This window comes from Luteibacter jiangsuensis, assembly GCF_011742555.1.
Taxonomy (GTDB): Bacteria; Pseudomonadota; Gammaproteobacteria; order Xanthomonadales; family Rhodanobacteraceae; genus Luteibacter; species Luteibacter jiangsuensis.
The window spans coordinates 569,145-593,661 of the sequence record NZ_JAAQQR010000001.1 but is presented as its reverse complement, the minus strand read 5'-3'; the positions used below and the strand labels follow the sequence as shown (position 1 = coordinate 593,661).

General features: G+C 65.8%; 22 protein-coding genes. 10 read left to right on the top strand and 12 right to left on the bottom strand.

The window, feature by feature from the left end:
* The first annotated feature begins 61 nt into the window (after positions 1 to 61).
* A complete protein-coding gene (gene dcd, locus HBF26_RS02470; protein ID WP_089973877.1) occupies positions 62 to 628 on the top strand; it encodes a dCTP deaminase in 567 nt (188 codons plus the stop codon).
* Positions 629 to 797: 169 nt separating this feature from the next.
* Positions 798 to 1,289 carry a hypothetical protein gene (locus HBF26_RS02465; protein WP_167122708.1) on the top strand — a complete coding sequence of 164 codons (492 nt, stop codon included), beginning with the start codon at positions 798 to 800 and terminating at the stop codon, positions 1,287 to 1,289.
* A gap of 115 nt (positions 1,290 to 1,404) precedes the next feature.
* Here the strand turns inward: HBF26_RS02465 and HBF26_RS02460 are convergent, their stop codons facing one another.
* Positions 1,405 to 1,818, bottom strand: coding sequence for an HIT domain-containing protein (locus HBF26_RS02460; protein ID WP_167122706.1), 414 nt, complete (start codon positions 1,816 to 1,818; stop codon positions 1,405 to 1,407).
* Between the two features lies 1 nt (position 1,819).
* Complete coding sequence (locus HBF26_RS02455; RefSeq protein ID WP_167122704.1) at positions 1,820 to 2,500, bottom strand: dienelactone hydrolase family protein; 681 nt, start codon at positions 2,498 to 2,500, stop codon at positions 1,820 to 1,822.
* Positions 2,501 to 2,636: 136 nt separating this feature from the next.
* On the opposite strand from HBF26_RS02455, the gene rimO reads away from it, so the two are divergent.
* Both rimO and HBF26_RS02445 read left to right on the top strand, forming a co-directional pair.
* The gene (rimO, locus tag HBF26_RS02450) at positions 2,637 to 3,959 is read left to right on the top strand and encodes a 30S ribosomal protein S12 methylthiotransferase RimO (RefSeq protein WP_167122702.1); all 1,323 of its coding nucleotides are present in this window, start codon (positions 2,637 to 2,639) and stop codon (positions 3,957 to 3,959) included.
* 4 nt (positions 3,960 to 3,963) lie between these two features.
* Complete coding sequence (locus HBF26_RS02445; protein WP_167122700.1) at positions 3,964 to 4,755, top strand: DUF3025 domain-containing protein; 792 nt, start codon at positions 3,964 to 3,966, stop codon at positions 4,753 to 4,755.
* A gap of 119 nt (positions 4,756 to 4,874) precedes the next feature.
* Here the strand turns inward: HBF26_RS02445 and HBF26_RS02440 are convergent, their stop codons facing one another.
* The gene (locus HBF26_RS02440) at positions 4,875 to 5,510 is read right to left on the bottom strand and encodes a response regulator (RefSeq protein ID WP_167122698.1); all 636 of its coding nucleotides are present in this window, start codon (positions 5,508 to 5,510) and stop codon (positions 4,875 to 4,877) included.
* A gap of 85 nt (positions 5,511 to 5,595) precedes the next feature.
* Between HBF26_RS02440 and HBF26_RS02435 the strand changes: the two genes are divergently transcribed.
* Positions 5,596 to 9,156 (top strand): ATP-binding protein, encoded by a 3,561-nt coding sequence (locus tag HBF26_RS02435; RefSeq protein ID WP_167122696.1) that lies wholly within the window; start codon positions 5,596 to 5,598, stop codon positions 9,154 to 9,156.
* On the opposite strand, the gene greB is transcribed toward HBF26_RS02435, so the two are convergent.
* From greB to HBF26_RS02420, 3 genes are read right to left on the bottom strand one after another with little or no spacing between them, the layout of a single operon-like run.
* Complete coding sequence (gene greB, locus HBF26_RS02430) at positions 9,147 to 9,647, bottom strand: transcription elongation factor GreB (RefSeq protein WP_167026330.1); 501 nt, start codon at positions 9,645 to 9,647, stop codon at positions 9,147 to 9,149. The genes HBF26_RS02435 and greB overlap by 10 nt on opposite strands.
* Positions 9,644 to 10,906 (bottom strand): tetratricopeptide repeat protein, encoded by a 1,263-nt coding sequence (locus HBF26_RS02425; RefSeq protein WP_167122694.1) that lies wholly within the window; start codon positions 10,904 to 10,906, stop codon positions 9,644 to 9,646. Before HBF26_RS02425 ends, greB begins: the two co-directional genes overlap by 4 nt.
* Before the next feature lie 2 nt (positions 10,907 to 10,908).
* Positions 10,909 to 12,405 carry a helicase HerA-like domain-containing protein gene (locus HBF26_RS02420; RefSeq protein ID WP_167122692.1) on the bottom strand — a complete coding sequence of 499 codons (1,497 nt, stop codon included), beginning with the start codon at positions 12,403 to 12,405 and terminating at the stop codon, positions 10,909 to 10,911.
* Positions 12,406 to 12,543: 138 nt separating this feature from the next.
* Here HBF26_RS02420 and HBF26_RS02415 point away from each other — a divergent pair, with 138 nt between their 5' ends.
* On the top strand, positions 12,544 to 14,073 hold the full coding sequence (locus tag HBF26_RS02415) for a transglycosylase SLT domain-containing protein (protein ID WP_167122690.1): 1,530 nt from the start codon (positions 12,544 to 12,546) through the stop codon (positions 14,071 to 14,073).
* A 3-nt stretch (positions 14,074 to 14,076) separates the two neighbouring features.
* On the opposite strand, the gene HBF26_RS02410 is transcribed toward HBF26_RS02415, so the two are convergent.
* The 3 genes from HBF26_RS02410 to HBF26_RS02400 all read right to left on the bottom strand — a co-directional run bounded on the left by HBF26_RS02410 (position 14,077) and on the right by HBF26_RS02400 (position 16,496).
* Positions 14,077 to 14,523, bottom strand: a complete 447-nt coding sequence (locus tag HBF26_RS02410; protein ID WP_193569729.1) for a hypothetical protein — start codon at positions 14,521 to 14,523, stop codon at positions 14,077 to 14,079.
* A gap of 131 nt (positions 14,524 to 14,654) precedes the next feature.
* On the bottom strand, positions 14,655 to 15,512 hold the full coding sequence (gene asd, locus HBF26_RS02405) for an archaetidylserine decarboxylase (RefSeq protein WP_167122688.1): 858 nt from the start codon (positions 15,510 to 15,512) through the stop codon (positions 14,655 to 14,657).
* 66 nt (positions 15,513 to 15,578) lie between these two features.
* On the bottom strand, positions 15,579 to 16,496 hold the full coding sequence (locus HBF26_RS02400) for a LysR family transcriptional regulator (RefSeq protein WP_167122686.1): 918 nt from the start codon (positions 16,494 to 16,496) through the stop codon (positions 15,579 to 15,581).
* A gap of 122 nt (positions 16,497 to 16,618) precedes the next feature.
* Between HBF26_RS02400 and HBF26_RS02395 the strand changes: the two genes are divergently transcribed.
* The 3 genes from HBF26_RS02395 to HBF26_RS02385 all read left to right on the top strand — a co-directional run bounded on the left by HBF26_RS02395 (position 16,619) and on the right by HBF26_RS02385 (position 18,219).
* Positions 16,619 to 17,353, top strand: a complete 735-nt coding sequence (locus tag HBF26_RS02395; RefSeq protein ID WP_167122684.1) for an SDR family NAD(P)-dependent oxidoreductase — start codon at positions 16,619 to 16,621, stop codon at positions 17,351 to 17,353.
* A 7-nt stretch (positions 17,354 to 17,360) separates the two neighbouring features.
* On the top strand, positions 17,361 to 17,588 hold the full coding sequence (locus tag HBF26_RS02390) for a tautomerase family protein (RefSeq protein WP_167122682.1): 228 nt from the start codon (positions 17,361 to 17,363) through the stop codon (positions 17,586 to 17,588).
* A 70-nt stretch (positions 17,589 to 17,658) separates the two neighbouring features.
* The gene (locus HBF26_RS02385) at positions 17,659 to 18,219 is read left to right on the top strand and encodes a hypothetical protein (RefSeq protein ID WP_167122680.1); all 561 of its coding nucleotides are present in this window, start codon (positions 17,659 to 17,661) and stop codon (positions 18,217 to 18,219) included.
* Between the two features lie 57 nt (positions 18,220 to 18,276).
* Here HBF26_RS02385 and HBF26_RS02380 read toward each other — a convergent pair whose 3' ends face one another.
* Positions 18,277 to 18,705 (bottom strand): DUF4879 domain-containing protein, encoded by a 429-nt coding sequence (locus tag HBF26_RS02380; RefSeq protein ID WP_167122678.1) that lies wholly within the window; start codon positions 18,703 to 18,705, stop codon positions 18,277 to 18,279.
* Between the two features lie 359 nt (positions 18,706 to 19,064).
* Between HBF26_RS02380 and HBF26_RS02375 the strand changes: the two genes are divergently transcribed.
* Positions 19,065 to 19,364: a hypothetical protein gene (locus HBF26_RS02375; RefSeq protein ID WP_167122676.1), complete on the top strand. Its 300-nt coding sequence runs from the start codon at positions 19,065 to 19,067 to the stop codon at positions 19,362 to 19,364.
* 125 nt (positions 19,365 to 19,489) lie between these two features.
* On the opposite strand, the gene HBF26_RS02370 is transcribed toward HBF26_RS02375, so the two are convergent.
* Positions 19,490 to 21,424 carry a CocE/NonD family hydrolase gene (locus HBF26_RS02370; protein WP_425482962.1) on the bottom strand — a complete coding sequence of 645 codons (1,935 nt, stop codon included), beginning with the start codon at positions 21,422 to 21,424 and terminating at the stop codon, positions 19,490 to 19,492.
* 19 nt (positions 21,425 to 21,443) lie between these two features.
* Positions 21,444 to 24,458, bottom strand: coding sequence for a TonB-dependent receptor (locus HBF26_RS02365; RefSeq protein ID WP_167122672.1), 3,015 nt, complete (start codon positions 24,456 to 24,458; stop codon positions 21,444 to 21,446).
* Positions 24,459 to 24,517 lie beyond the last annotated feature (59 nt).

Below are 24,517 nucleotides of genomic sequence, written 5' to 3'. Positions count from 1 at the left end.
CCTGCTGGCGCGTTCGGGCACGTTCCTTTACCTTTCCGGCTCCAGCGAGGGAGAGACAGCATTGAGCATCAAGTCCGACAAGTGGATCCGCCGCATGGCCGCGGAGCACGGCATGATCGAGCCGTTCGCCCCCGGCCAGGTCAAGGAGCGCGACGGCCACCGTCTGGTGTCGTACGGCACGTCGAGCTACGGCTACGACGTTCGTTGCGCCGATGAGTTCAAGGTGTTCACGAACATCAATTCGACGATCGTGGACCCGAAGGCGTTCGACGAGCGCAGCTTCGTCGACATCAAATCGGACGTGTGCATCATTCCGCCGAATTCGTTCGCGCTTGCGCGCACCGTCGAGTACTTCCGCATACCGCGCAAGGTGCTCACGATCTGCCTGGGCAAGAGCACCTATGCGCGCTGCGGCATCATCGTGAACGTGACGCCGCTCGAACCCGAGTGGGAAGGCCACGTCACTCTGGAGTTTTCGAACACCACACCGCTGCCCGCCAAGATCTATGCCAACGAGGGCGTGGCGCAGATGCTGTTCCTGGAATCCGACGAGGAATGCGAAGTGTCGTACGCAGACCGCGGCGGCAAGTACCAGGGCCAGCGCGGCGTGACCCTGCCGAGCACCTGACACCCCCCCGTGGGAGCCGCTTCAGCGGCGAAAAGCCAACGAAGCGGCGAAGCCATGAAGCGCGGTGTCGCGAAGAACCGCCCCGCCGAGACCCCGGTTTGCCCCCGTACACCGCGCGCGCGGTAGACTTGGGCCTTTCACCGCCATACCCGATCCACGGAGACACCGCATGATCCGACTTCCCACCCTGATGGCCCGCGCCGCCGCGGCGATCTTCCTCGCCAGCATGCTGGTGCTTGCCGGCTGCCATCGTGGCGCGTCCAAGTCCGACCACGTCGCGGCGGAGCAGGGGCAGTTCGACTACACCATCAAGGCGTACAAGAGCGGCCAGTTCCTCGTCGACGGCGCCGTGCTGTCCGCGGCCGACACGGGTAGCCATTTCGCTTACCTGAAAGACCAGGGCAAGCTGCCGAAGACGGTGCTGGTGCTGCCCAGCGACGATTCCAAGATTCGCGACGCCCATCTCGGCTTCCTCGCGCGCATGCAGCTCGACTACGGCTTCACCGTCTACTACGACAAGAAGGGCGAACTGGTTCGCCTGAACGCCGTGGAAGAGAAGGCCCGCCAGCTCGAGGACACCCCGCACAAGGCGGCGCTGCCCGACCGCATGCAGGGCAAGGACGCGTCCAGCGGCGCATACGACCCGCAGACGCAGCAGTAAGCCGCAGGCTCGCCCCGTCGTTGTTGTAGGAGCGAGCCCTGCTCGCGACAGATTCTCGCGAGGCGCCCAGGTACTTCCTGCGGCGCCTCGTTTGTTTCCTGCACTCGCTTCGCGCCTAGACCTCGAGAAGTCCCCGAAGCGCCCCCACCAGCCGCTCCGCCTCGCCACCGTCGTACGGCACCGCGGCACCGTGCCCCCAGACGGGCCCCGGCCACGCCGCATCGCCCTCCACACGCGCCAGCACGTGCACGTGCAACTGGCGCACGATGTTGCCGAGGGCGCCGATGTTCACCTTGTCGCAAGGCGCGGCAGCCCGCAGCGCGGCTGCCGCGCGATCCACTTCGCGCCACAGCGTCGCACGCTCGCTCTCGTCCAGGTCCGATACCTCCACCATGTCCGCGCGCCGCGGAACGAGCACGAGCCAGGCGTAGCGACTGTCCCGCATCAGGAGCACGCGGCACAGCGGAAGGTCGCCGACGGGAAGGGTGTCGGCGGCGAGGCGGGCATCCAGTTCGAAAGCGGCGTCCACGTCAGCCCTGCGGTGCGAGTTCGCGCGCGAAGAAAGCCAGGGTGCGCTCCATGGCGAGTTTCGCACTGGGCTCGTCGTAACTGGACCCGACCTCGCGATTGAACCCGTGATCCGCCGGATACACCCAGGTGTCCATCTCCGGCTTCAGTTCGCGGTGCTTCTCCACCATCTCGGGCGGAATGGAATGGTCGCGCTCGCCGAAGTGGAAGATCACGTTGGCCTTGGCAGGCTCGGTGAGAAAGGGCACGTTGCGCGCGCCGTAATAACTTGCCGAAGGCAGGCCCAGGCGGAAGCCGGCGAGCATCGCCACGGTGCCGCCCCAGCAATAACCCACGGAACCGACCTTGACCTTGTAGCGATCCGCGATCAGCGCGGCGGCAATGCCCACATCCTGCATCGGGCGCAGCAGGCCAAGCTCCGCCACCATCTTAAGGCCTTTCTGCACGCCCTCCTGGTCGTAGCCGAGTTCGGCGCCTTTCTCCACGGGATCGAAAAGCGCCGGTGCAATGGCGACGTAGCCTTCTTCGGCGAAGCGATCGGCCACGCTGCGTATGTGCGCATTGACGCCAAAAATCTCCTGGATGACGACGATGCCGCCCCGGGGTGTGCCAGAGGGCTCGGCCACGTAGGCGTCCATGCTTTCATGCGGGCGGGAGGTGTCAAGGATCAGGGTGTGGCCCATGGCTGGATCTCCGTCGGTTCGGGGAAGGGAGCAGACCGGGCATCTTAGCCGCAAGACTGTCGACGGGGATTGACGGGAAACGGCTTTCGGCAGGACCCGCTATAATGCGCGGTTTCCTCCCCCCGGTACCCACGGCATGTCCCAGGCCGCCCAGACCCAGAAGATCGGTTTCGTCAGCCTCGGCTGCCCGAAGGCCCTCGTCGATTCCGAACGCATCCTCACCCAGTTGAAAGTCGAGGGGTACGAGATCGTGCCCACGTATTCCGCCGCCGACGCGGTGGTGGTGAACACGTGCGGTTTCATCGATTCGGCCGTGCAGGAATCGCTCGACGCCATCGGCGAGGCACTGCACGAGAACGGCAAGGTGATCGTCACCGGCTGCCTGGGCAAGCGTCAGGAACTGATCCGCGAGAGCTATCCCGACGTCCTGGCGATCACGGGGCCGCAGGATTACGCGTCGGTGATGAGTGCGGTGCACCAGGCGCTGCCGCCCACGCGGAACAAGTTCCTCGACCTCGTGCCGGACACCGGCGTGAAGCTCACGCCGAAGCACTATGCGTACCTGAAGATATCGGAAGGCTGCAATCACCGTTGCAGCTTTTGCATCATTCCGTCGATGCGCGGCGACCTCGTCAGCCGGCCCGTGGATCAGGTGCTGATCGAGGCCGAGAAGCTCGCGAAGGGTGGGGTGAAGGAATTGCTGGTCGTCTCGCAGGACACCAGTGCCTACGGTGTGGACGTTCGTTACGCGGAGCGCGAATGGCGCGGCAAGTCGTACCGCACGCGCATGACGGAACTCTGCGAAGGCCTTTCCGAACTCGGTATCTGGACGCGCCTGCACTACGTCTATCCGTACCCGCACGTGGACGAGGTCATGCCGTTGATGGCGGACGGCAAGATCCTCCCGTACCTCGACATCCCGTTCCAGCACGCCAGCCCGCGCATCCTCAAGCTGATGAAGCGCCCCGGCAACGTGGACAAGACCCTGGAGCGCATCCAGAACTGGCGTCGCCAGGTACCGGAGCTGACCATCCGCAGCACGTTCATCGTCGGGTTTCCCGGCGAAACCGATGCGGAGTTCCAGGAGCTGCTCGACTTCCTGCGCGAAGCGGAGCTCGACCGCGTGGGCGCGTTCGCCTACTCGCCGGTGGATGGCGCGAAGGCCAACGATCTGCCCGGCCAGGTCGACGAGGAACTGAAGGAAGACCGCCTCGAGCAGTTCATGGCGGTGCAGGCTGAAATTTCCGCGGCGAAGCTGCAGCGCAAGGTGGGGAAGACGATCAAGGTGCTGGTCGACGAGATCGACGCCGAGGGTGCCTGGGGTCGTTCCAGTGCCGACGCGCCGGAGATCGACGGTGCCGTGCGGATCGACGACGGGCAACTGCTGAAGCCGGGCCAGTTCGTCGACGTGGTGGTCGAAGAGGCCGACGCGCACGATCTGTACGGCCGCCTGGCCTGAGCCAGTGCGGTACGTGGCGCCAACGCGGGAGGCGCTCGACCGGAGCGTGCTCGCGGCGCCGCCGTTGTCGGCATGGTCATGCTTTGCGTCACTTCTGCGCGCCGAGGCATGGCCTTCCATCGTCGAACTGAATGCGCTGTGGCCGGAAGGGGCACGCCACCGGTTCGTGTTGCAGGACAAGGCCCTGCTTGCCGACGGCCTGCACTATGAGGAACGCATCGCACGGCACGGCGCCATCGCGACGCGCCCGGCGAACTGGCACGACCTTTTCAACGCGCTGGTGTGGCTGCGTTACGGCGCGATCAAGCAGACACTGAATGCGCGACAGATGGCGGAGATCGCCATCATGGGCCCGCGCGAACGCTCGCGCCCGCAGTACGCGCTCACCCACTTCGACGAGGCCGGTGTCATCGTGACGCTGACGGACGGCCGCATGCTCGACGCGTGGGATGCGCACGACTGGCATCGCCTGTTCTGGACCTTTCGCGACGCCTGGCTCGGCGGCGAGGCGGGCGTGGATGTGTTCGGCCACGCGCTGCTGGAACATGCGCTGACGCCCGGCAAATTGCTGGTCGGCAAGGCGCTGGTCGTCCTCGGCGGGAACGACGCCGCCCATCGTTGCGCGGAAGCGATCGCTTCCGGCGCGGTGCTGGTCGATCCGCTGGAATTACGGCCGTTGCCGGTGTCCGGCGTGCCGGGGTGGCATGCCGACACGGATAGCGAATCGTTCTACCGCTCCGCGCCTTGTTTCCAGCCGCTGCGGGCTGGCCGCGTTTATCCGGCGCCGCTGTCGTAGGAGCGCGCCTTGCGCGCGACATCTTTTCGCGAGAAGTAGCAGGACCTGCTTCTCACGGCCTCAAAAGATGTCGCGCAGGGCGCGCTCCTACGACCGTCCGCTATGGGATCGTCCAGTGCCTACACCAGCCCGTGATCGCGCACGTAGTCGAGGAGCAGGCCGTCGTGGTGCACGCCCAGCTTGCGCATCGCGTCGCGCTTCTGCCTGCTGATGGTCTTCACCGATTTGCCTTCGCGATCCGCGATCTGCTGGAGCGACATACCGGCGACGAAGGCCTTGATCACCTCCGTTTCGCGCGGCGACAGTGGCGCGCCGGGCATGGCGTCGGATACTTCGTCCGTCTCGTTGAGGATCTCCAGGAGCGTTTCGCTGAGATAGGTTTCGCCGTTTGCCACCGCCCGCGCGGCAACCGGCAATTCGTCCATGGGCGCGCGCTTGTCGACGATGCCCAGCACGCCGCGATTGAGCATCGACATCAACGCTGCGGGCCGATTGATCATGGTGAGAACCACCACCGCAACCCGCGGATGCTCCTTCACGATCCTTTCGATCAGGGGGAAACCGTCGTCCTGTCGGTCGCTCGGCATGAGAAAATCCGTAATCACGACGTCACATGCGCGGTCGCCGAGCATGGACAGGAGCTCGTCCGCGGACTGAGCTTCACCCACCACGTCGATATGCGCGGTCCTCAGCGCCAAGGCGCCACCAACGAGAACCAGGGGGTGGTCGTCTGCCAGAATGACCTTGAGTGACATGCCTCGTGTTCTCCTTACTGCATTGCGGTACTGCCGACTTCGGACCGATTATGCCCACGAACGTGCCCGCAACGAACCCCGCCAAGTGATCCGACGCCTGCTCCTGTTAATCCTGGTCGTGCTTGCCCTGACGGCGAAGGCGTCTGCCGATGCCCCATCGTCGCGCCAGGACGCGGAATGGCTGCGCCACCACCCGGTGCTTACGGTGGGCGCCTACCAGGAGGGCTACCCGCCGTTCGAGGAATTGCGGGACGGCGAACTGGAGGGCCTGGGGCCCGACTACCTTCGCCAGATTGCGAAGGAACTGGGTGTCACGCTGCAGACGCGGACCTTTTCCAGCTGGCCGGAATTGCTCGGTGCGCTGGCACGGGGCGAGATCGATGTCGCCACCTCGGTCACGCCGGTGGAAAAGGGCATGCCGGGCATCCGCATCGGCGCCACCTATTTCGAATCGCTGCCCGCGCTGGTCGAGCGCGCGGACGCCCCCGTCGTCCATCGCCCGGACGACCTGCGCGGGAAGCGGCTCGCCGTGCACACGGGTTATTTCGACCTGACGGCGCTGCGCCGCGAACTTCCCGAAACCACGCTCGTGGAAACGCGGTCGACGGCCGAAGCGCTGGCGCTCGTGCGGTCGGGCGAGGTCACCGCCTATCTCGACAATCCCTATTCCGCACGGGAATTCGTCTCACGCCTGGGGCTGGAGTCCCAACTGCGCGTGGGCGCACCGCTGGCACTGCCGATCAGCGCGCTTGCCTTTGCGGTACCGGCTGACCGCGCGCCCCTGGGGCGGGCCATCGACGACGCACTGGCCGAGCTCACGGCGGCCGACCATGGGCGCCTGCGCGCCCGGTGGATCGGCAGGGACATCGCGCCCCGTCCGCAGCAGGCCGGCATTCCGCTCAGTGCGAAGGAGAAGGCGTGGTTGAAGGCTCTGCCGGCGCTTCGCCTGGGGGTGGACCCGAGCTATGCGCCTTTCAGCCTCCTCTCGGGAAGAGGCGAGGCGGAAGGGCTCGCGCTGGACTATGTGCGGGAGGTGGCCGCGGAACTGGGCATCCGGCTCACCCAGGTGCCGAGCGAGAACTGGGCGGATACCGTGCAGAAGGTGCGCAACGGTGAGGTGGACCTGGTCGCGGCGATCAACCCGCAGAGCGCCACGTTCCCGCACCTGGAGCCCAGCGTGCCGTACCTGGATTTTCCCATCATGATCGTCACGCGCGAGGGCGCACCGACGATCGCAGGCGTGGACGACCTCGCCGGAAAACGTGTGCTGGGCAACGTCACGCGTGAACCCATCCGCCGTCTGCTCGAAGGCATTCCGAACGTACAGGCGATGCCGGTGGACACCGAGCGGGAAGGCATGCGCCGTCTCGCCGCAGGGGAGGGCGACGCCTTCGTCGGCAACCTCGCTTCCGTCGATTACCACATCCGCGATGCGTTCCTCGGACAGTTGAAGGTCGCCGCACCCACCGGCGACAGCGAGGCCATAGCGATCGGCGTCAGTCGCGATCTTGCACCGCTGCTGCCGCTGGTCAATCGCGCGCTCGTGAACCTGCCCGTGCATCGACAGCAGGAGATCCGCAACACATGGTTCGCCTCGCATTACATCGTCGGCCCCACATGGCACGAGATCGCCAGCCGCGTGCTGCCGTTCGTCGCGGTCCTGCTGATCTCACTGGTCGCGATCAGCTATGCGTACCTCAACCTGCGCCGCGAAACGCGGCGGCGCGAGCGCACGGAGCGCCGCCTCGCCGAAGTGACGGCGCACGTGCCGGCGGTGGTTTACGAAGCCGTGCGCGGCACGGACGGAACCTACGCCATGACCTATGTCGGCGGCGATCCGCAGAGCATCCTCGGCATGGAACCCACCGAACTGCTGGCCGGCGAGGTGACGATGCTCGCCGGCATCCCGGACGATGACCGGGAAAAGCTGCGCGCGGCGTTCGAGCGGTCCGCGCGCGAGCTGCAGCCGTTGCATGTCACCGTCCGGGCGCAGGTGGACGGGCGCATGCGTTACCTGAGTTCCGATGCCGTGCCGCTGGCGGCGGCCGACGGCACCGTGCGCTGGAACGGCTACTGGGTGGACGTGACCGCGCAGGAACTGGCGGCGAAGGGCGTGGCGCGCGCACGCGACGAGGCGGAGGCCGCCACGCGTGCCAAGAGCGACTTCCTGGCCACCATCAGCCACGAAATTCGCACGCCCATGAATGGCGTGATCGGTCTGCTCGACGTGCTGGAACGGACGCGCCTCGACGCATCGCAGCGCAGCATGGTGTCCACCATTGAGCACTCGGCCGAAGCGTTGCTGCACATCCTCGACGACGTGCTCGACTTCTCCAAGATCGAGGCAGGGCACCTGGACCTCGATCCGCGGCCGGCCGACGTGCGGGCCATCGTCGAGGGCGCCATCGCCATCCTCGCCGCACAGGCGGAGGCCAAGGGGCTGCTGCTACGTTCCAGCATCGACGATGCGCTGGCGCCCTACCTCGTGGTGGACGACGGCCGGCTTCGCCAGGTGCTGCTCAACCTGCTGGGCAACGCCATCAAATTCACGGAGCGCGGCGAAGTGCGTGTGGAAGTACATGCGGACGGCCGGCAAGGTGCGCAGCAGGGTGTGCGTATCGTCGTGTCGGACACCGGCATCGGCATCCATGCGGCGAAACTGCGCCATGTCTTCGCCCCTTTCAGTCAGGCCGACTCGTCCACCAATCGTCGTTTCGGCGGCACGGGCCTGGGGCTGAGCATCTCGCGCCGGCTGATCGAACGCATGGGCGGGCATATCGCCATCGAAAGCGAGCCCGCGCGCGGCACGACGGTGACCGTGACCCTGGCCTTGCCGGTGGCGAAGGCGCCCCCGCCGCCGGGCGACGCATCCGCCGTCCCGGCGCCCGCGATGTCTTCCGCGCAGCGCGAAGCGCGCATCCTGCTCGCCGAGGATCATCCCGTGAACCAGGAACTGGTGCGCGTGCAACTCGCGATGCGTGGGCATGTCTGCGACGTGGTGGAAGACGGCGTCGCGGCACTGGCCGCGCTGGATGCCGCGCCCTATGACCTGTTGCTGGTGGACTGCCACATGCCGCGCATGGACGGCTACGAACTGGCGCGGGAAGTCCGCCGTCGCGAGGAAGGCTCCGGGCGGCACCTGCCCATTGTCGCGATGACGGCAGACGCGCGTTCCGACCAGCGCGAGCGTTGTCTCGCCGCGGGCATGGACGACCTGCTGCGCAAGCCCATCAGGCTGGATGCCTTTCATGCCGCCATCGAGCGATGGCTCGCACCGCCTGCCGACGCATCGCCCGAACTCGACATGGCGCGCATGCGGCGTGTGTTCGGTACCGACGACAAGGTGGCGATGGTGCTCCGTGCCGGTGTCGCCACCACCCGCGATGCCCTTCGCCGTTTGTCGTCCCTGCTGGAGCACGGCGACGCGGAGGAGGTGGCGGGCTGGCTGCACCATGTGCTGGGCGGCGTGAACGTCTTCGGGAATTTCGCGGTGGGCGAGCGCGGCGAGCAGATGGAGTTCGCCTTGCGCGAAGGCGGCGAGGTCGATCCGGTGGCCCTCGATGCGTTCGCGGCCGACGTGGCGCGCTTCGCCGACGGATTGGAGCGGTGCGCCGAATCGCTGTCCGCGAACGCCGGTCAGTCGTAGGCGACGGAGAGCACGGCGAAGCGCGTGCGGCCGCCGGGTAGCTCGGCGTCGAATTCGTCGTCGATGCGCTTCTTCAGCACGGCACGCGCCAGTGGCGAATCCACGCTGATCCAGCCTTTGCGCGCGTCGGTCTCGTCGGGCCCCACGATGCGATAGCGCACCGTTTCCCCCGTTTCCACGTTTTCCAGTTCCATCGTGGCGCCGAAGAACACCGCGTCGCGTTGCGTGGGCGATGCTTCCACGACCTTCAGCACCGGTATGCGCTTGCTGAGGTAACGGGCGCGCCGGTCGATCTCGCCGAGCTGCTTCTTGCGATAGGTGTATTCCGCGTTCTCGGAGCGATCGCCTTCGGCCGCGGCAGCGGCGAGCGCCTTTACCACCTCGGGGCGCACGGTGTGCCACAGATGGTCGAGTTCGGCCTTCAGCCGTTCGAAGCCGTCGCGCGTGATGATCGCCGTGGACGAGGGCGAGGGTGGACGCCAGCGGCTCATGGGCGAACCCTCCGCGCGACGGCGAGCGAGGCCAGCAGCGCTTCGATGTCGGCGGCCAACGGGTGCTCCGGATGGTCCGCGAGAAGACGCCGGCCCAGTGCCGCCGCTTCCGCCACCTGTCCCAGTCGTTCGTGCATGCGCAGGGCGAGCAGCCCGTAATGGGGCGCGCCCATGTCCGCGGGCCACGTGCGCAGGTAGCCGAGCGCGAGATGCAGGGCCAGCCGGGTCATGCCGCCATGTGCCGCGGTATCGGCCAGCGGGCCGCAGATGAGCGTGTCGTCCGGCAGGAACGAAGGGTCCACGTCGAGACAGTCCTGCACCACGCCGAGCGCGCGCCGCGGTTCCCTGCCTGCCACGAGGGCCGCGATCCATATCTGGCCGTGCACAAGAAGTTCCGGCATGCGACTTTGCGCGCGCAGCAGTTCCCGATAGCGCGTGTGCAGCGCCGCGGGGGCCAGCCCTTCGCGCAGGCGCTCGGTGAGGATATCCGTGGCGGCCGGCACGTCCTCGCGTGCGATGAGGTTCACGTGCGCAAGCAGCGCCATGTCGTCGTCGGGCTCGATGGCTTCGGCGATCGCCTCCGACTCCGGCCGATAGCCCAGCGCCTCGTGCCGATGGTGGATGAGGGCGCCCATGAGGTGAAAGTTGTACACAGTGAGATAGTTCGCGACGAGGTAATAACCGATGGTGCCGAAGAACGTGGGGCCGTGATCCTTCATGGCGTATTGGGCGGCCGCTTGCAGCAGGCTGCTGGCGAGCATCACGGCGAACAGCACGAAGTACGCGCCGCCGAAACGGCCGATCGCCGCCACCCATGTCGCGGGGTTCAGCGCCGCGCCCACGCCGTCGAAGGTCAGGGACATCGTCATCACCGGCAACACGAAAGCGAATGCCAGCGAGACGAGCAGGCCGGGCACGCCCAGGAAGATCGGCGCCAGCACGCCGATGGCGTTGCCGGTCAGCTGGATGAGGATGAGCGCAACGCTGGTCTTGTCCTCGGCATGGACCGCAATCTCCGGCGGATCGGCATAACCGTCGGCGCTCCGGCGCAGGCACTCGAAAGCATACGTGTAGATGGCGATCCACCCCAGTACCACCACCAGCAGCCGGAACCCCGTGATGGGAAGGAAGGCTAGCGATTCGAACAGCGTGACGGCGCCGATCGTGATCGGCGCGGCGCCCCGCATGGGATAGCGCCACCCGGTGCGGACACGCTCGGCGAAGGGCGTGCTCGCGTCGGCCAGCTCATGACGCTGCATGGTCAGCGACGTCCGCCGAAGATGCTGCCGAGGATCCCGCGCACGATCTGCTGTCCGGCGCGCGAACCCGCGGTGCGCACCATCGACTTCGCCATGGTCTCGATCATTCCCTGGCGACGCTTCGTGCCGAACACCGCGTCGCGAACTGCGTCGCCCCAGGTGGAATCGCCGCCGTCATCCTTCTGTGTCTTCACCGGCGGCGCGTCCGCGGCGTTCTTCTCGCTGGCGCGAGCGGTGAGGCGTTCCTGCGCGGATTCGCGGTTCACCGGCGTGTCGTACTTGGCACCTACCGGCGAGCGCGAACGCACTGTTGCCCGTTCTTCCGGGGTGATGGCGCCGATGCGGCACTCCGGCGTGGACACCAGCACCTTCTGCACGGGCGACGGCACACCGCCGTCGCCCAGCATGGAGGCGAGTGCCTCGCCCGTGCCGAGCGTGCCGATCGTTTCCACGACGTCGAGCTTCGGATTGCGCGCAAAGGTTTCGGCAGCCGCTTTCACGGCTTTCTGGTCGCGCGGTGTGAACGCGCGCAGCGCATGCTGCACGCGGTTGCCCAACTGTCCGAGTATCTCGCCAGGCACGTCGTCCGGGTTCTGCGAACAGAAGTACACGCCCACGCCCTTAGAACGGATGAGGCGAACCACCTGCTCCACACGCTGGCGCAGCGCGGCGGGCGCGTCGTCGAACAGCAGGTGCGCCTCGTCGAAGAAGAACACGAGCTTCGGCTGGTCCAGGTCGCCCACTTCGGGCAACTGTTCGAAGAGTTCCGACAGCAGCCAGAGCAGGAACGTGGAGTAGAGCCGGGGCTTCAGGATCAGCGTGTCGGCGGCGAGCACACTGATGACGCCGCGGCCGCTCATGTCCTGGCGCATCAGGTCGGACAGTTCCAGCGCCGGCTCGCCGAAGAACACATCCGCGCCGTCCTGCTCGAGCTTGAGCAGGGCGCGCTGGATGGCGGCCACGCTCTGCGCGCTTATCAGTCCGTAGCGGGCCGATATGTCCTTCGCGTTTTCGGCCGCGAAGCCAAGCATCGCCCGCAGGTCGGCGAGATCGAGCAAGAGCAGGCCTTCGTCGTCGGCGACCCGGAAGATCACTTCCATCACGCCTTCCTGGGTGTCGTTGAGTTCCAGGATGCGGGAAAGCAGGGTAGGGCCCATTTCCGACACCGTGGCTCGCACGGGGTGTCCGGACTTGCCGTAGACGTCCCAGAACACCACGGGATTGGCCTGCGGCTTCCAGTCCGCCAGGCCGAGTTTCTGCAGCCGCGCGGCCAGCTTCTCCGAGGGTGCCCCGGCGGCTAGCGCCAAGCCGGCGAGGTCGCCCTTGGCATCGGCGAGGAAGCAGGGCACGCCCATGCGCGAGAAGCCCTCCGCCAGGAGCATCAGGCTCACCGACTTGCCGGTGCCCGTAGCCCCCGCGATCATGCCGTGGCGGTTGCCGTAGCGGGAATCGAGGGACACCGTGGCCTCGTCGCCGCGGCCAATGAGGATCGTCGTCATGGTTCGTCCTTCTTAAGCGTGACCTGAGCAAGTTTACGCAACGGCAGGTGTTTACGGCGATTTTTCGGGCTTCGGTGCTTGAGTCTCGCGGCCCCCGGGGGTAACGTTGCCGGCAATGCCTTACCCCCGAGCCTGTGCATGTCCGTCCGTATCCCGCGACCTTTCCTGATCCTGCCGCTCGCGATCCTTGCCGGCTGCGCATCGAGCGGCGCCCCACGTTCCTCCGGCAAGGCCACTCCCGAGGTAAATGCCTTGTACGACCGGATGAACCAGGCGAGCAAGGGGTATGAGGCGTCGATCGACCAGGCCCGACGCGGCGATACCCCGGAAGCCGCCCGCTCGCGCAAGCAGGCGCTCGACCAGCTGAAGGACGCTTCGGCGCGCTGTGCCCTCACGCTCGGCTGCGACCAGCAACGTTTCGCCGCCGTGTTCGACCGGCTGCTGCGGCTCAAGGACGGCAGCTTCATCGAGGGCGAGGACGCGGACGACACCGAGCAGGAGGCCGAAGTGGGCGCTCAGCCGGGCGATGCCTCGAAGTCGCTCGTGGTCGGCGCGCTGCCGCAGGCGCAGCGCAGCGTCACGATGCTCAAGGGCCAGCAGTTTTCCGACCTCATGGTGATGAACGGCCCGGTGAAGGCGGCGCTGGAAATGTGGCTGACCCAGCTGCGTCCGAACCTGATGGATGCCTACGTCAACTACCAGATGCTCCGCTACAAGATGTGGCCGGCCTACAAGAAGGCCGACCTGCCCGAAGCGCTGCTCTTCGGCATCATGGCCAAGGAATCCGGCGGCAAGGTGCATGCCGTGTCGCGCTCCGGGGCATCGGGGCCGCTCCAGTTCATGTACGCCACCGGCCTGCGCTTCGGTCTTTCCAACACCGACGGCTTCGACCAGCGCTTCGATCCCGCCATGGCGGCGATGGCCAACGCCGAATACATCGACGAGCAGTTGGGGGTGTTCAACAACAACCTCGAACTGACGCTTGCCGCGTACAACGCCGGCGAGGGACGCATGCGCCGCCTTGCCGCGGCGAATCCGGGCGCGGGCTTCTACGATCCGCAGATCTATGGGCAGATGTCGGCCGAGACGCGCGACTACGTGCCGATGGTGCTGGCCGCCGCCTGGCTGTTCCTGCACCCCGACAGCTACCACCTGAACTGGCCGAAGATCGACGGCCAGCCGGGGCAGATCGTCTTGAAGCGCCCGGCGTCGCTTGCCGAGCTCACCGTCTGCCTCGGCTCCGCGCAGGGCATGTCGGAGGGCTGGTTCCGCACGTTGCGAAACCTCAATCCGCGTCTCGATCCGCAGATGAGCCAACCGGTCGGGACACGGCTCGACGTGCCCAGACAGCTCGAGAAAGCGTATGCCGCCACCTGCACCGACGGCCCCTGGCCGATCCTCGCCAGCGACCTGCACAACGCGGTGAAGATCGTGGCGCCTCCGCCGCCGGCGGCCACGTCGGCCGCCCTGGCGAACGGCCCGTCGCCGTCGGCCGCTAAGTCGCCGTCCCGCGCGTCAAGGCAATACACCGTGCGCCGTGGCGACACGCTCGTGGGCATCGCGCGCAAGAGCAGCTGCGCCGATGTGGAAGACATCGCGCGCTTGAACGGGCTGAAGGGGCACCACCTGACGGTGGGGCAGGCGATCCGCGTGCCGGTCTGCCGCTGAGCTTTACGCCACCGCTTGCGGGCCGCTCATCCAGCTCGCGGTGGGCTCACGTCGTTCCGAGGCGGAAAGCTCCTTGATCTGCCGCATCAACCGGAGGATCTGCCGATGCAGGTCTTCCATCGCGGGACGGCGCGAATCGAGGGTCTCGTGGTACACGGCGGCAATCCACAGGGCCACACCGCGTGTGGCAATCAACGGGTTTTCCGATCGTGCCTTGCCAAGGCCGATATCCGGCCCATGGCCGTAAGTGCTGTAGCGTTCTTCCGGCGGCGTGCCGTACAGGTGGGGGAAATCGCAGGCCGCGGCTTGCTCCATCTCGCGCCTTACCAGTTGCTGGAGGTCGACATGTGCGCGCACCGGCAAGGCGAGTACCACGCGTTCGATATCGGCGAGCTGCCGGCGAAGGCGAATTTCGCGGTTGACCGCGATGAGATGGGTGACCAGACGCATGGACGACTTCCCCTAGTACGGATGCTTCTTGTTGTCCCGTGCCTCTCCCCCGATGGAGGCAGCGGTCCGGGGAGAATACCCCGGCGATGCGTCAAATGTAAGACGTTTTCGTCACATTGTGACGCGGTTCGTCATGCGTTCGAAGTGGCGCTTCCGGCCCAGTGCCCCAGCCGCTGGCCGACGATAACCTGTTGTTGTGGCTGAAGATCGTCCAGCACGTAGCCCTCGGGCAGCAGCAGGATGACGGTCGAGCCCATGTTGAAGCGCGCCATCTCGGCAAAACGCTCCAGCTTCACGTGCCGGTCTCGGCAATCGTGGCGGCGAATGTCTGAAGCGTAGGGCGGAATGGCCAGGCCGTCCCACACGGTGGCGACGCTGGACACAAGGATCGCACCGACCATCACCGACACGAAGGGGCCATGCGCGCCCTGGAAATGACACACCAGCCGCTCGTTGCGGGCGAAGACGCGAGGAATGGCTTCCACCGCGAAGGGCGCCACGCTGAAGATGCGGCCAGGCACGTGCGTGGTGCCGGTGAGCTCGCCTTCCAGCGGCATGTGCACGCGGTGGTAGTCCCGCGGCGAGAGATAGATCGTCACGAAGCTGCCGTTGCGGAAAGGCGCTGCCGCGGCTTCGTCGCCGAGCAGCTCGGCGGCCGTGTATTCCTGCCCCTTGGCCTGGAAGATACGGCCGTCGCGGATGCGCCCGGACTGGCTGATGCGGCCGTCCGCGGGGGACACGATCGCGTCGGGATCGGGGTCGGCCCGGCGCGCATCGGCCTTCAGCTTGCGGGTGAAGAAGGCATTGAAGTGCTGGTACGCGAACGGATCGGGCTGCGCCGCCTGGCTCATGTCCACGTCGTAGCGCTTCACGATCTCCCGGATGAGGAAGTTCTTCCACGGGGTCCACTCCCACCGGGTCGCCCAGTAGACGATGCGCGAGAGGAAGCGGTGCGGGAGGATGTACTGCAGCAGGACGTTGGGCTTCATGCGCGGGAGTATAGGGGACGGGGCGGAAAGCACCCACCCGCCCGGGTGGCCCCCCGGCGCGGGCCTTCACGGCGTCGCAGCCACGCGGGCAGTAAGGAAATCGATGAAGGCGCGCACGCGCGGCGGCACGAAACGGCTGTGCGGATAGAGGAGGTTGTAGGGGCGGGACCGGCCGCCGAAGTCGGCGAGCACTTCGACCAGCGAGCCGCTTTCCAGATACTCCTGCACCACGAACCGGTACGCCTGGAACAGGCCGGCGCCGGCCCGCGCGAGCGTGACGCCGCCGAGCACGTCTTCCGAAACCGTGTAGCTGCTCTCGGCCTCGAACTCCACGTCCGCGCCGTCCTGGCGGAAGAGCCAGGGGATGCGCCGGCCACTGCTGGGTAGATCGAACTGGATGCACTCGTGCCCGGCGAGGTCGGCGAGTGTGCGGGGAACGCCGTGCGCGGCGAGGTACGCGGGCGCGGCAACCACGACAAGTGCGCTGTCCTCGAGGTGACGCACGATCAGGGACGAATCGACAGGTGCGCGAACGCGGATCGCGAGGTCGAAGGCTTCGTCGGCGAAGCCGATGTTGCGATTGCTGATGTGCAGGTCCAGGCGGATGCCCGGATGTTCGCGATGGAACGCGGGCAGGGCGGGCAGCAGACGGTAGTGCGCGTAGGTGGTGGGTGCACTGATCCTCAGGCGTCCCGAGAGTTGCGCCTCCTGTCCGCTGGCCATGCGCTCCGCGTCGGCGAACTGCGTCAACGCCTGGCGGCACTGCTCCATGTAGACGCGTCCGGCGTCCGTAAGGCGGATCTGGCGTGTGCTGCGCACGAACAGCCGTACGCCCAGCCGGGCCTCGAGCCTCGCCACCGACCGGCTGACCGCCGCCGGCGTGACGCCTGCGGCGGTGGCTGCCGCGGTGAAGCCGCCCAGCTCGCCGGCCAGGCAGAACAGCTCGATGCTGCCGAGCATCAGGTCGTCGAACTGGCGATGCATGAGTTACACCATGTAATAGGTTATTTGCTTCGGATCATATTTATTGCCGCCCTGCGCATCAATAGATTGTGCGTCAGGCCCGGCCGATGTGCCGGCATCCATCCCTATTTCCGGAGCAACCCATGAGCACTCGTAACACCGTCATCGTCACCGGCGCCTCCAGCGGCCTCGGCTTTGCCGTCGCGAAGGCATTCCTCGACCTCGGCTACAACGTCGTGGGCAACGGTCGCAGTCAGGCTCGACTGGACGAGGCCGCCAAGGCGCTCGGCAACAGCGACCGCTTCCTCGCCGTCGCAGGCGACATCGCGCTGCCCGAAACGGCCGAGCGTCTGTTCGACCACGCCATCGAGGCATTCGGTTCGGTGGACGTGCTGGTCAACAACGCCGGCATCTTCATTGCCAAGCCGTTCGCCGATTACACCGTGCAGGACATCGACGCGATGATCGACACCAACCTGCGCGGCGTCGTCTACCCGTCCCAGGTCGCCGCGCGGCACATGGCGGCGCGCAAGTCGGGCCATATCGTCAACATCACCGCGAACCTCGGCCTCCAGCCGGATCGCAACGTGACCGCGGCGATGGCCGTGCTGATCAAGGGCGGGCTGAACGATGTCACCCGTGCCCTGGCACTCGAGCTCTCGCCGCACAACGTGCGCGTAAGCGCGGTCGCCCCGGGTATCATCGACACGCCGATGCATTCGCCGGAGACCCACGCGTTCCTCAGCGGTCTGAATCCGATGAACCGGCTGGGCCGCCCGGAAGACATCGCGGAGGCGGTGGTCTATCTGGTGCGCAGTTCCTTCACCAATGGTGTGGTGCTGCCGGTGGACGGCGGCGCGAGCACCGGTCGCTGGTAACGCCGTCATGCCCTTCGTCCATGTTCGTATCACGCGTGAAGGCAACACACCTGCGCAGAAGGCGCAGGTGATCGCCGAAATAACCGAAACGCTGGAGCGGGTACTCGGGAAGTCACCCGAGGTGACCCACGTGGTGATCGAGGAGGTCGCCATGGAGGATTGGGGTTACCGGGGTGTTCCGACGTCGCAATTGCGGGGGCCGGATCCTGGGCCAACCGGCGGCGTGAAGCGTTGAGGCAGTCCGTTTCGGCAAGGTCGCGCATTCTGTACGGTTTCTTCACGCGCGGAAGGCGATGTGTGTCGCCATGCGCACGCACCTTGCCGGAACGTTCCTCTTCTTCTGTGTTCTCGCTCCGGCGGGAGCACAGGAGGTCATGTCGCCCGGCGCCGCGCGGGCGATCGGCTTCGACAGCCTACCCGGCGGCGGCATCATCACGCCGTTCAAGGATCCGGGCGGCCTGTTCACCCTTGCCGCTTCGAAACGCGGTCCGTTTCTTTACGGCGAGCGAGCCGAGTCGGGCATGCGCCCGCTGGCAGGACGCTATCTCGCGATACGCCCGGGCGTGGGCAAGAGCGCGAACCTGACCAGTATCGTGCTGGCACCCGAACTTCGCGGCAGCGACGCGTCCTTCGATTACTGGATCCAGACGCCCGGCGAACAGGCCGTGCAACTCGGCTGCGTCTTCAGCAGCGGCCCCGAAACCGCATCTTGGTCCGGTGCGACGGTGCACGCCGGCAACTACAGCTGCCACGCGCCGCCCGGCGCGACGATCCGCGAGATACACCTGAACACGACCTTCGAAGGCGGCATCCTGCGCATCGACAACCTCGTGATCCACATGGGCAGCGCGCTGGCGAAGGACTGAGCGAGCGGACAGTCGGCAATCCGAAACCGGCCGACCGCTCCGGCCGGCCGTTTTCGATTACCGCACTTGCAGGCTCACCCGTTGCACGCCGCCGATGCCGTTCGGAATCACCATGTATTCGAAGTTGCCCCCGTCGCGACCGCTGGCATCCCAGGTGCGGCGATAGCCGATGATCGTGCCGCGGCCAGCGCATGGAGTCGCGTGGCCGCGGACATTGCAGAGCGGAATAGTTCCGACTTCTCGCAGGGAAAATCCAAGCAAACGAGCCTGAGCGTTGTTTCCGTATCCAATTTCTTCAGTCGTAATGCGCATCATCGCACCGCCATGATCGCGCGACGTCGAGCCGCTCCGTGGGGAAAGAATTTCCCTTCCTCCTTGAGACGATTCGACGGAGTAAACGGAAACCCTGGACAGGTTAGTTGCTAGCGACGCCCCCGCTGTAATTGAGGCGCTGAGAGCAAGTGCTGCGATGACTAGGTTTTTCATGGGATGCTCCTATGTGGTGCGATTGATCGCGGACCAGCATGGCACTCCGATCGCTTCAGTTCCGCCCGGAGAGTGCGCAATCTACCGAAGGCGTAGAACCTTGTTGTAGGTGCGGCGAAATCCACCCGCCGCAAAGTAGTAGGTGGCGTCCGTAAAACAAGTAGGTGCGTAACCTTCGTCGTGCGAGGGTGCCGGAATGTGGGGGCGAATTCTGTTCTTGTTGAGCGACACCAAGAGGAGACCCACTTATGCGAGTCGCACCTGTGGCAATGCTATTTCCCCGTCCTTTGAAGCAAACACTCCCTCGGTCGAGAGATCCGAAGGTCGACGAATCAGTGCAGGCCATGGCTTCGCCGCGGTTGAAGAATATCGACTTCTCCAGGATCACTCCGCGCCAGGTTCAGGCGCTATGCGATGAATTGATTTTCACGGGCGGAAAGCAGGAGTTTGAAGACGCGTCGGCCATCGGTAATTCCCTCCCCTCGGGAATATTCGAGCGAGATCCAGACACCCCTATCGATTTGACCTGTCAGATCGAAGGCATGATCGAGTTCGACCGGGATAACGGCTTTGACGCTCTGGCGGTCTTCTACGCCGGGCTGCTGGAGCGAATGAAACTCATGGAGGCGAGGTCGGTGCACCTTTCGGTAGTCGCCTAGGTGCGTTGGCTGTAGGAGCGCGCCCTGCGCGCGACAGGTTTTGAGGCTGTGACCCGGAGCTGGCGCGCCAGCTTGCGGACAGAGGCGAAAAACTGTCGCGCGCAGGGCGCGCTCCTACAGTGCTGTCATTTCGTTATGGGGAGTTCCAGGTAGGTACCGTTCTGGCCGTCGCGCAGCACGCGTTGCGTCGCCTTGCGATAGTCCCCGGCCTTCGCATTGAAGATGTTCGGCACGAAGGTTTGCGGATTGCGGTCGTAAAGCGGGAACCAACTCGATTGGATCTGCACCATCACGCGATGGCCGGGCTGGAAGACGTGGTTCACCGTGGGCAACGGGAAACGGTATTCGAGCGGCTTGTCCGGCACGAGCGCCTTGGGTGTGTCGTAGCCTTCGCGGTAGCGGCCACGAAAGATTTCCATGGCGATGGGCAACTGGTAGCCGCCCATCGAGGGCTGTTCTTCCACCTCGTCGGGGTAGACGTCGATCAGCTTCACCACCCAGTCGCTGTCCGTGCCGCTGGTGGAAGCCAGCAGGTGCACCAGGGGTTCGCCGGCCACGCTCATGGGCCGATCGAGCACGGGTGATACGTAGGTCAGCACGTCGGTGCGCGTGGCGAACTGGCGCTGGTCGTCCACCAGCCATTCCGGCCAGCTGTCGACCTGATCGGGCACGCCGTGCGACCACGGCTGGATCGGACGGACACGATACGGCACCGGCTTGGCCGGGTCCGACACATACTCGTCGGCACCGCTTGCCGGCACCGCCTCTCCGAAGCCACCGTCGGCTTCCACGTACCAGCGCTGCATCGTGGGGGCGCATCCCTTCCGGCAGGCGGACGGCCAGGTGTCGAGTTTGCGCCAGACGTTCTCGCCGGTGACGAACGCATTCACCGGTGCGATGTCCGCCTGCGGTGCGCCGTCCTTCAGGTATTGCGCAAGGAAGGGACGGAGGATCCGCTGCCGGAACGTGGTGCCGGTGTCGCTTTCGAGTTTGATCGGACCGATGCTCTCGCCTCGCTCCCAGGTCTTCGCGTGACGCCAGGGGCCGAGCACCAGCCACAGTTTCTTGTGTTCGGGGTCGCGCGGGGCGAGAGCGCGATACACGGCCATGTCGCCGTAGTTGTCTTCCTGGTCCCACAGGCTGTGCACCAGCATCGTGGGCACCGTCATGGGCTCCTTCGCGGCAATGCGGTCCAGGGCCTGTTCCGACCAGAAGCTGTCGTAGGCGGGGTGGGCCAGGAGCTTTTGCCAGAAGCCGAGCGCTTCCATGCCGTAGGCGCGGCCGACGTCGCCGGCCGACCCGTAGTGAAGGTAGAGGTCGTAGTCGTCGCGATAACCGCTGGTCCAGCCGATGTCGCTACGGCGCGAATTCACCATGCCGTAGATGTACGGAATCATCTGCTGGCGGAAGGCCCCGCGGTGGAACCAGTCGTCCCCCATCCATCCGTCGATCATGGGGTTGATGGGCACGGCCACCTTGAGGGCGGGGTGCGGGCGAATGGTGGCGATCATCGCCTCGAAGCCATCGTAGGAAATGCCGATGATCCCGACCTTCCCGTTGGACTCCGGCACGTGCTTCACCAGCCAGTCGACGGTGTCGTAGATGTCGGACGATTCGTCCACGGCGGTGGGATTGCCGTGGCCGATCGGCGGACGGTTCATGACGAAGTCGCCTTCGGAACCGTGCTTCCCGCGGATGTCCTGGATCACCCGAATGTAGCCGTCCTGCACGACGATGTCGGCCGGATTGTCGTAACCGCGCAAGGTCGGCCCGAGGTGCGGGCTGTCCCCACGGTGGCCCATGCCGTCGGCACCGTATGGGGTACGGGTAAGCAGGATGCCCGCGTGCGTGGCGCCTTTGGGAACGAGGATGACGGTGTGCAGTTTCACCCCGTCGCGCATCGGGATGTCGACGGTGCGCCGCTCGAAATCGAAGCCGGCCTTCGTCGGCTCGAAATGGGCAGGAATTTCGCTAGGAAGCTCTTGGTAGGTGCGTTCGCCACCTGCCGCCGGGGTCGCGAGGACCCCGGCGGCGAGTGCGACGAAACCCAGTCGCAGCAGTGTATGCATGACGTCTCCGTCAGAAGTCGTAGGTGACGCCGAGGCGCGCGTAACGAGGTGTCGTGTAGCTGTTGACCTGGCCGTAACCGTCATTCACGGAACCGCTGCTGCCGGACACGGGATTGGTCGATTCCGCCCGCTGCTGGTTCAGCAGGTTGAACACCGACACGTTGAAGGCCAGCTTGCGGTCGGCCCACAACGGACGGTATTCGACGTTCACGTCGAGCAGTTCCTCCCAGGGCTGGCGGCCCTTCGCACCGTACGCCGAAGGCTCGCCGAAGCAGAAGTGGTAGTAGCTGCCGTAACCGGAGGGATCGCTTTCATTCGCGCCGTAGCGGCCCAGACAGGACTTCGGCAGGCCCGATTGCACCGTGAGGTTGGCCGACACCATCCATTCGGCGGCGATCTGATAGGAGCCGTAGAGCTTCAGCTGGTGCTTGCGGTCGTTCGCGAGGTAGCCGTTCGCGTAGTCCATCAGCGTGGCGTAATCCCAGTCGCGCGAGGCCGCGACCGAACCCTGGTTCACGTCGGAACGCACCTGGCCCTCGGTGTTGCCGTAGCTCCGCGAGAACAGGTAATCCACCTTACCCGACCACTTGCCGTCGAACGGGTGCGAGAGGTAGAGGTCCAGGCCGTAGTAGTTGCGCTTGAGATGGCTGAAGCCGAAGTCGTCGTTCGTGACGGTCACGTTGTAGTAACCGCCGCCGTCCTTCTTCAGCTGGTAGACATTGGCGCGGCCCGGGTTGGACAGGTAGCAGCTGCCGATCGTGAGCGTGTCGATGTCGGCACCCTGCGCAGCGGCGGCGCGGCTGATGGCACCGTTGTCGCACACGTCGTCCAGCGCGTTGCGCAGCTTGCGCACCGTAGCCTTGGCGCCCCACACCCAGTCGGCGTTCAACTGCTGGTCCATGCCGAGGATGAACTCGTCCTGGTATTCTGACTTGATGTTCTTCGAGCTGACGGTGCGGGGATCGGGTGCCTGGCCGTATTCGCCGTTCGGCGACACGCCGCCGCCGGTCTGGGAGGCGATGTAGGTGATGCCGGTGGGCAGGCCGTGCGAGTCGATGCCGGTATAGGTGAAATACTGGTTCACCGCGAGCGAACCGGCGGAGGTGCGCAGGGCCACCGAAGCCGGCATGGCGAGGAAGTAGCGGCCCGCGTTGCCGTAGATCTTCATCGTCGAATCGCCGTTCACGTCCCAGCTGAAGCCGAGGCGCGGTGCCCATTGCGGCTTGGTGAGCTTCAGATACGGCTTGCCTTCGGGGTTGTAGTTCGTGAACTGGTCGTTGCGCAGGCCCAAGGAAAGCAGCAGGCGATCGGTGACCTGCCAGTCGTCCATCACGTATTGGGCGCGCTGCTTGACGCGGACGGAGGCCAGCGTGTTGTAGTGGCGGTAGTAGGCGTAATAGCCGTTCTCACCGCCGGGGTAGTCGCCCGGCTTGCCCACGAACGGGTTGTCGCTGATGTTGAGGTTGGGGTCCTGCTTGCCGTACCAGAGTTCGTAACCGTCGCCGCCGATGGTGGTGCCGTCGTCGATGTCGTGGGAATCCTGGTTGTCGATACCGGCGGTGATCGAATGGTTGCCGATCTTGTAGTTCAGGTCGACGCGAAGGTTGCGGTTGGTGGACTCGTGGTCGGGGTTGTCCACGGTGTCCAGCGTCTGCCCGTTGGTGATCGGCGAACCGCCGTTCAAGGCCGGATTCTGCTGGTTCACACCGCCGATGAAGGGGCCGGTGACGCCGGTGAACGGCGGCTCGTTGTAATACGTGAGTTTGGACTTGCCGTAGAGCGCCGTCAGGGTCAGGTCGTCGGTGATGTAGCTGGTGTATTTGGCGACGTATACCATCGCCTTGGTCTTGTACGTGTAATCGGTGCCGGCATAGTCGCCGATGGTGTTGTCGTCGTAGTCGTAGGCGTACTTGTTGCCGTTGCTACGATGCGTCTGGTTGACGCCGGTCAGTTCGAGGATGTTGCTGTCGTTGATGTTCCAGTCGAGCTTGCCGTACCACTTGGGGTCCTTGTACGTGTAGCGCGTGTCGTACGCGTGGTTCACGTCGCCGATGGTGTTGCCCTCGCTGCGCTCCATCTCCACGGCGGCGAAGGCATAGAGCTTGTCCTTGATCAGCGGACCACCCGCGTAAGCGCTGATGGTGCTGCTGTGCTCGTGATTGTCGTCGTTGCGGAGGAAGACGGAACCCGGCGGATTGGGATTGTTGTGCCCGTACTTGATGTTCCGCGCGCTGGCGCGTGCGAAGTCGGGTTCCCACAGCACCTGCGCGCCGAAGTGCCATTCGTTGCTGCCGCGCTTGCCCACCTGGCTGATCACGCCGCCGTCGGAGCGGCCGTACATGGCCGAATAACCGCCGCTCAACACTTCCTGCTGGTCCACCGCGCCATAGGGCAGCGTGATGCCGCCAAAGCCGCTGAGCGGATCGGTGGTGTTCATGCCGTTGATGTAATACGCGTTCTCGGTGACCGACGAGCCGGCGAAGCTCACCAGCCGGTTGCCGAAGGCGCCCTTGAAGCCGCGGGCACCCGGCGAGGCGCCGGGTGCGAGCAGGGCCACCGCCTCGGCGGTGCGCGCCAGCGGAAGCCGGGCCATGTCCTGTGCGGTGATCACGGTGCTCGACGCGACCGTGGCCACGTCGATCTTGGGCAGGCTGGTGGCCGACACCGTCACGCCTTCGAGCTGCGCGGCGTCGGTCGCGCCGCCGGCGGTGTCGAACGAGACGTCGGTGGCGGCACCGACCCGAAGCGTGACGTTGTCGCGGGTGTCCACGACCTGGCCGTTGGCCTTGAGCGACACCTTGTACGTGGCCAGGGGCAGGGCCTCGACCGAGTAGCGGCCGCGGGCGTCCACGGACACCTCGCGCACGAGGCCGTTGCTGCCCTCCACGAGCACGGTCTCACCGGCCGTTGCCGGGGCCTGGCCGGCGATGCGGCCGGTGGTGGCCTGGCCGAACGCCACGCCGGACAGAGAGGCCGCGACGGCGGCGCACAAGAGGGTACGTCGAAGGTTGGGGCGGGAATGCATGTGAGTGCTCCGGGAAGACATGTGATGTGTGGCTGGAATGTTTTCTATCGATTGAAATT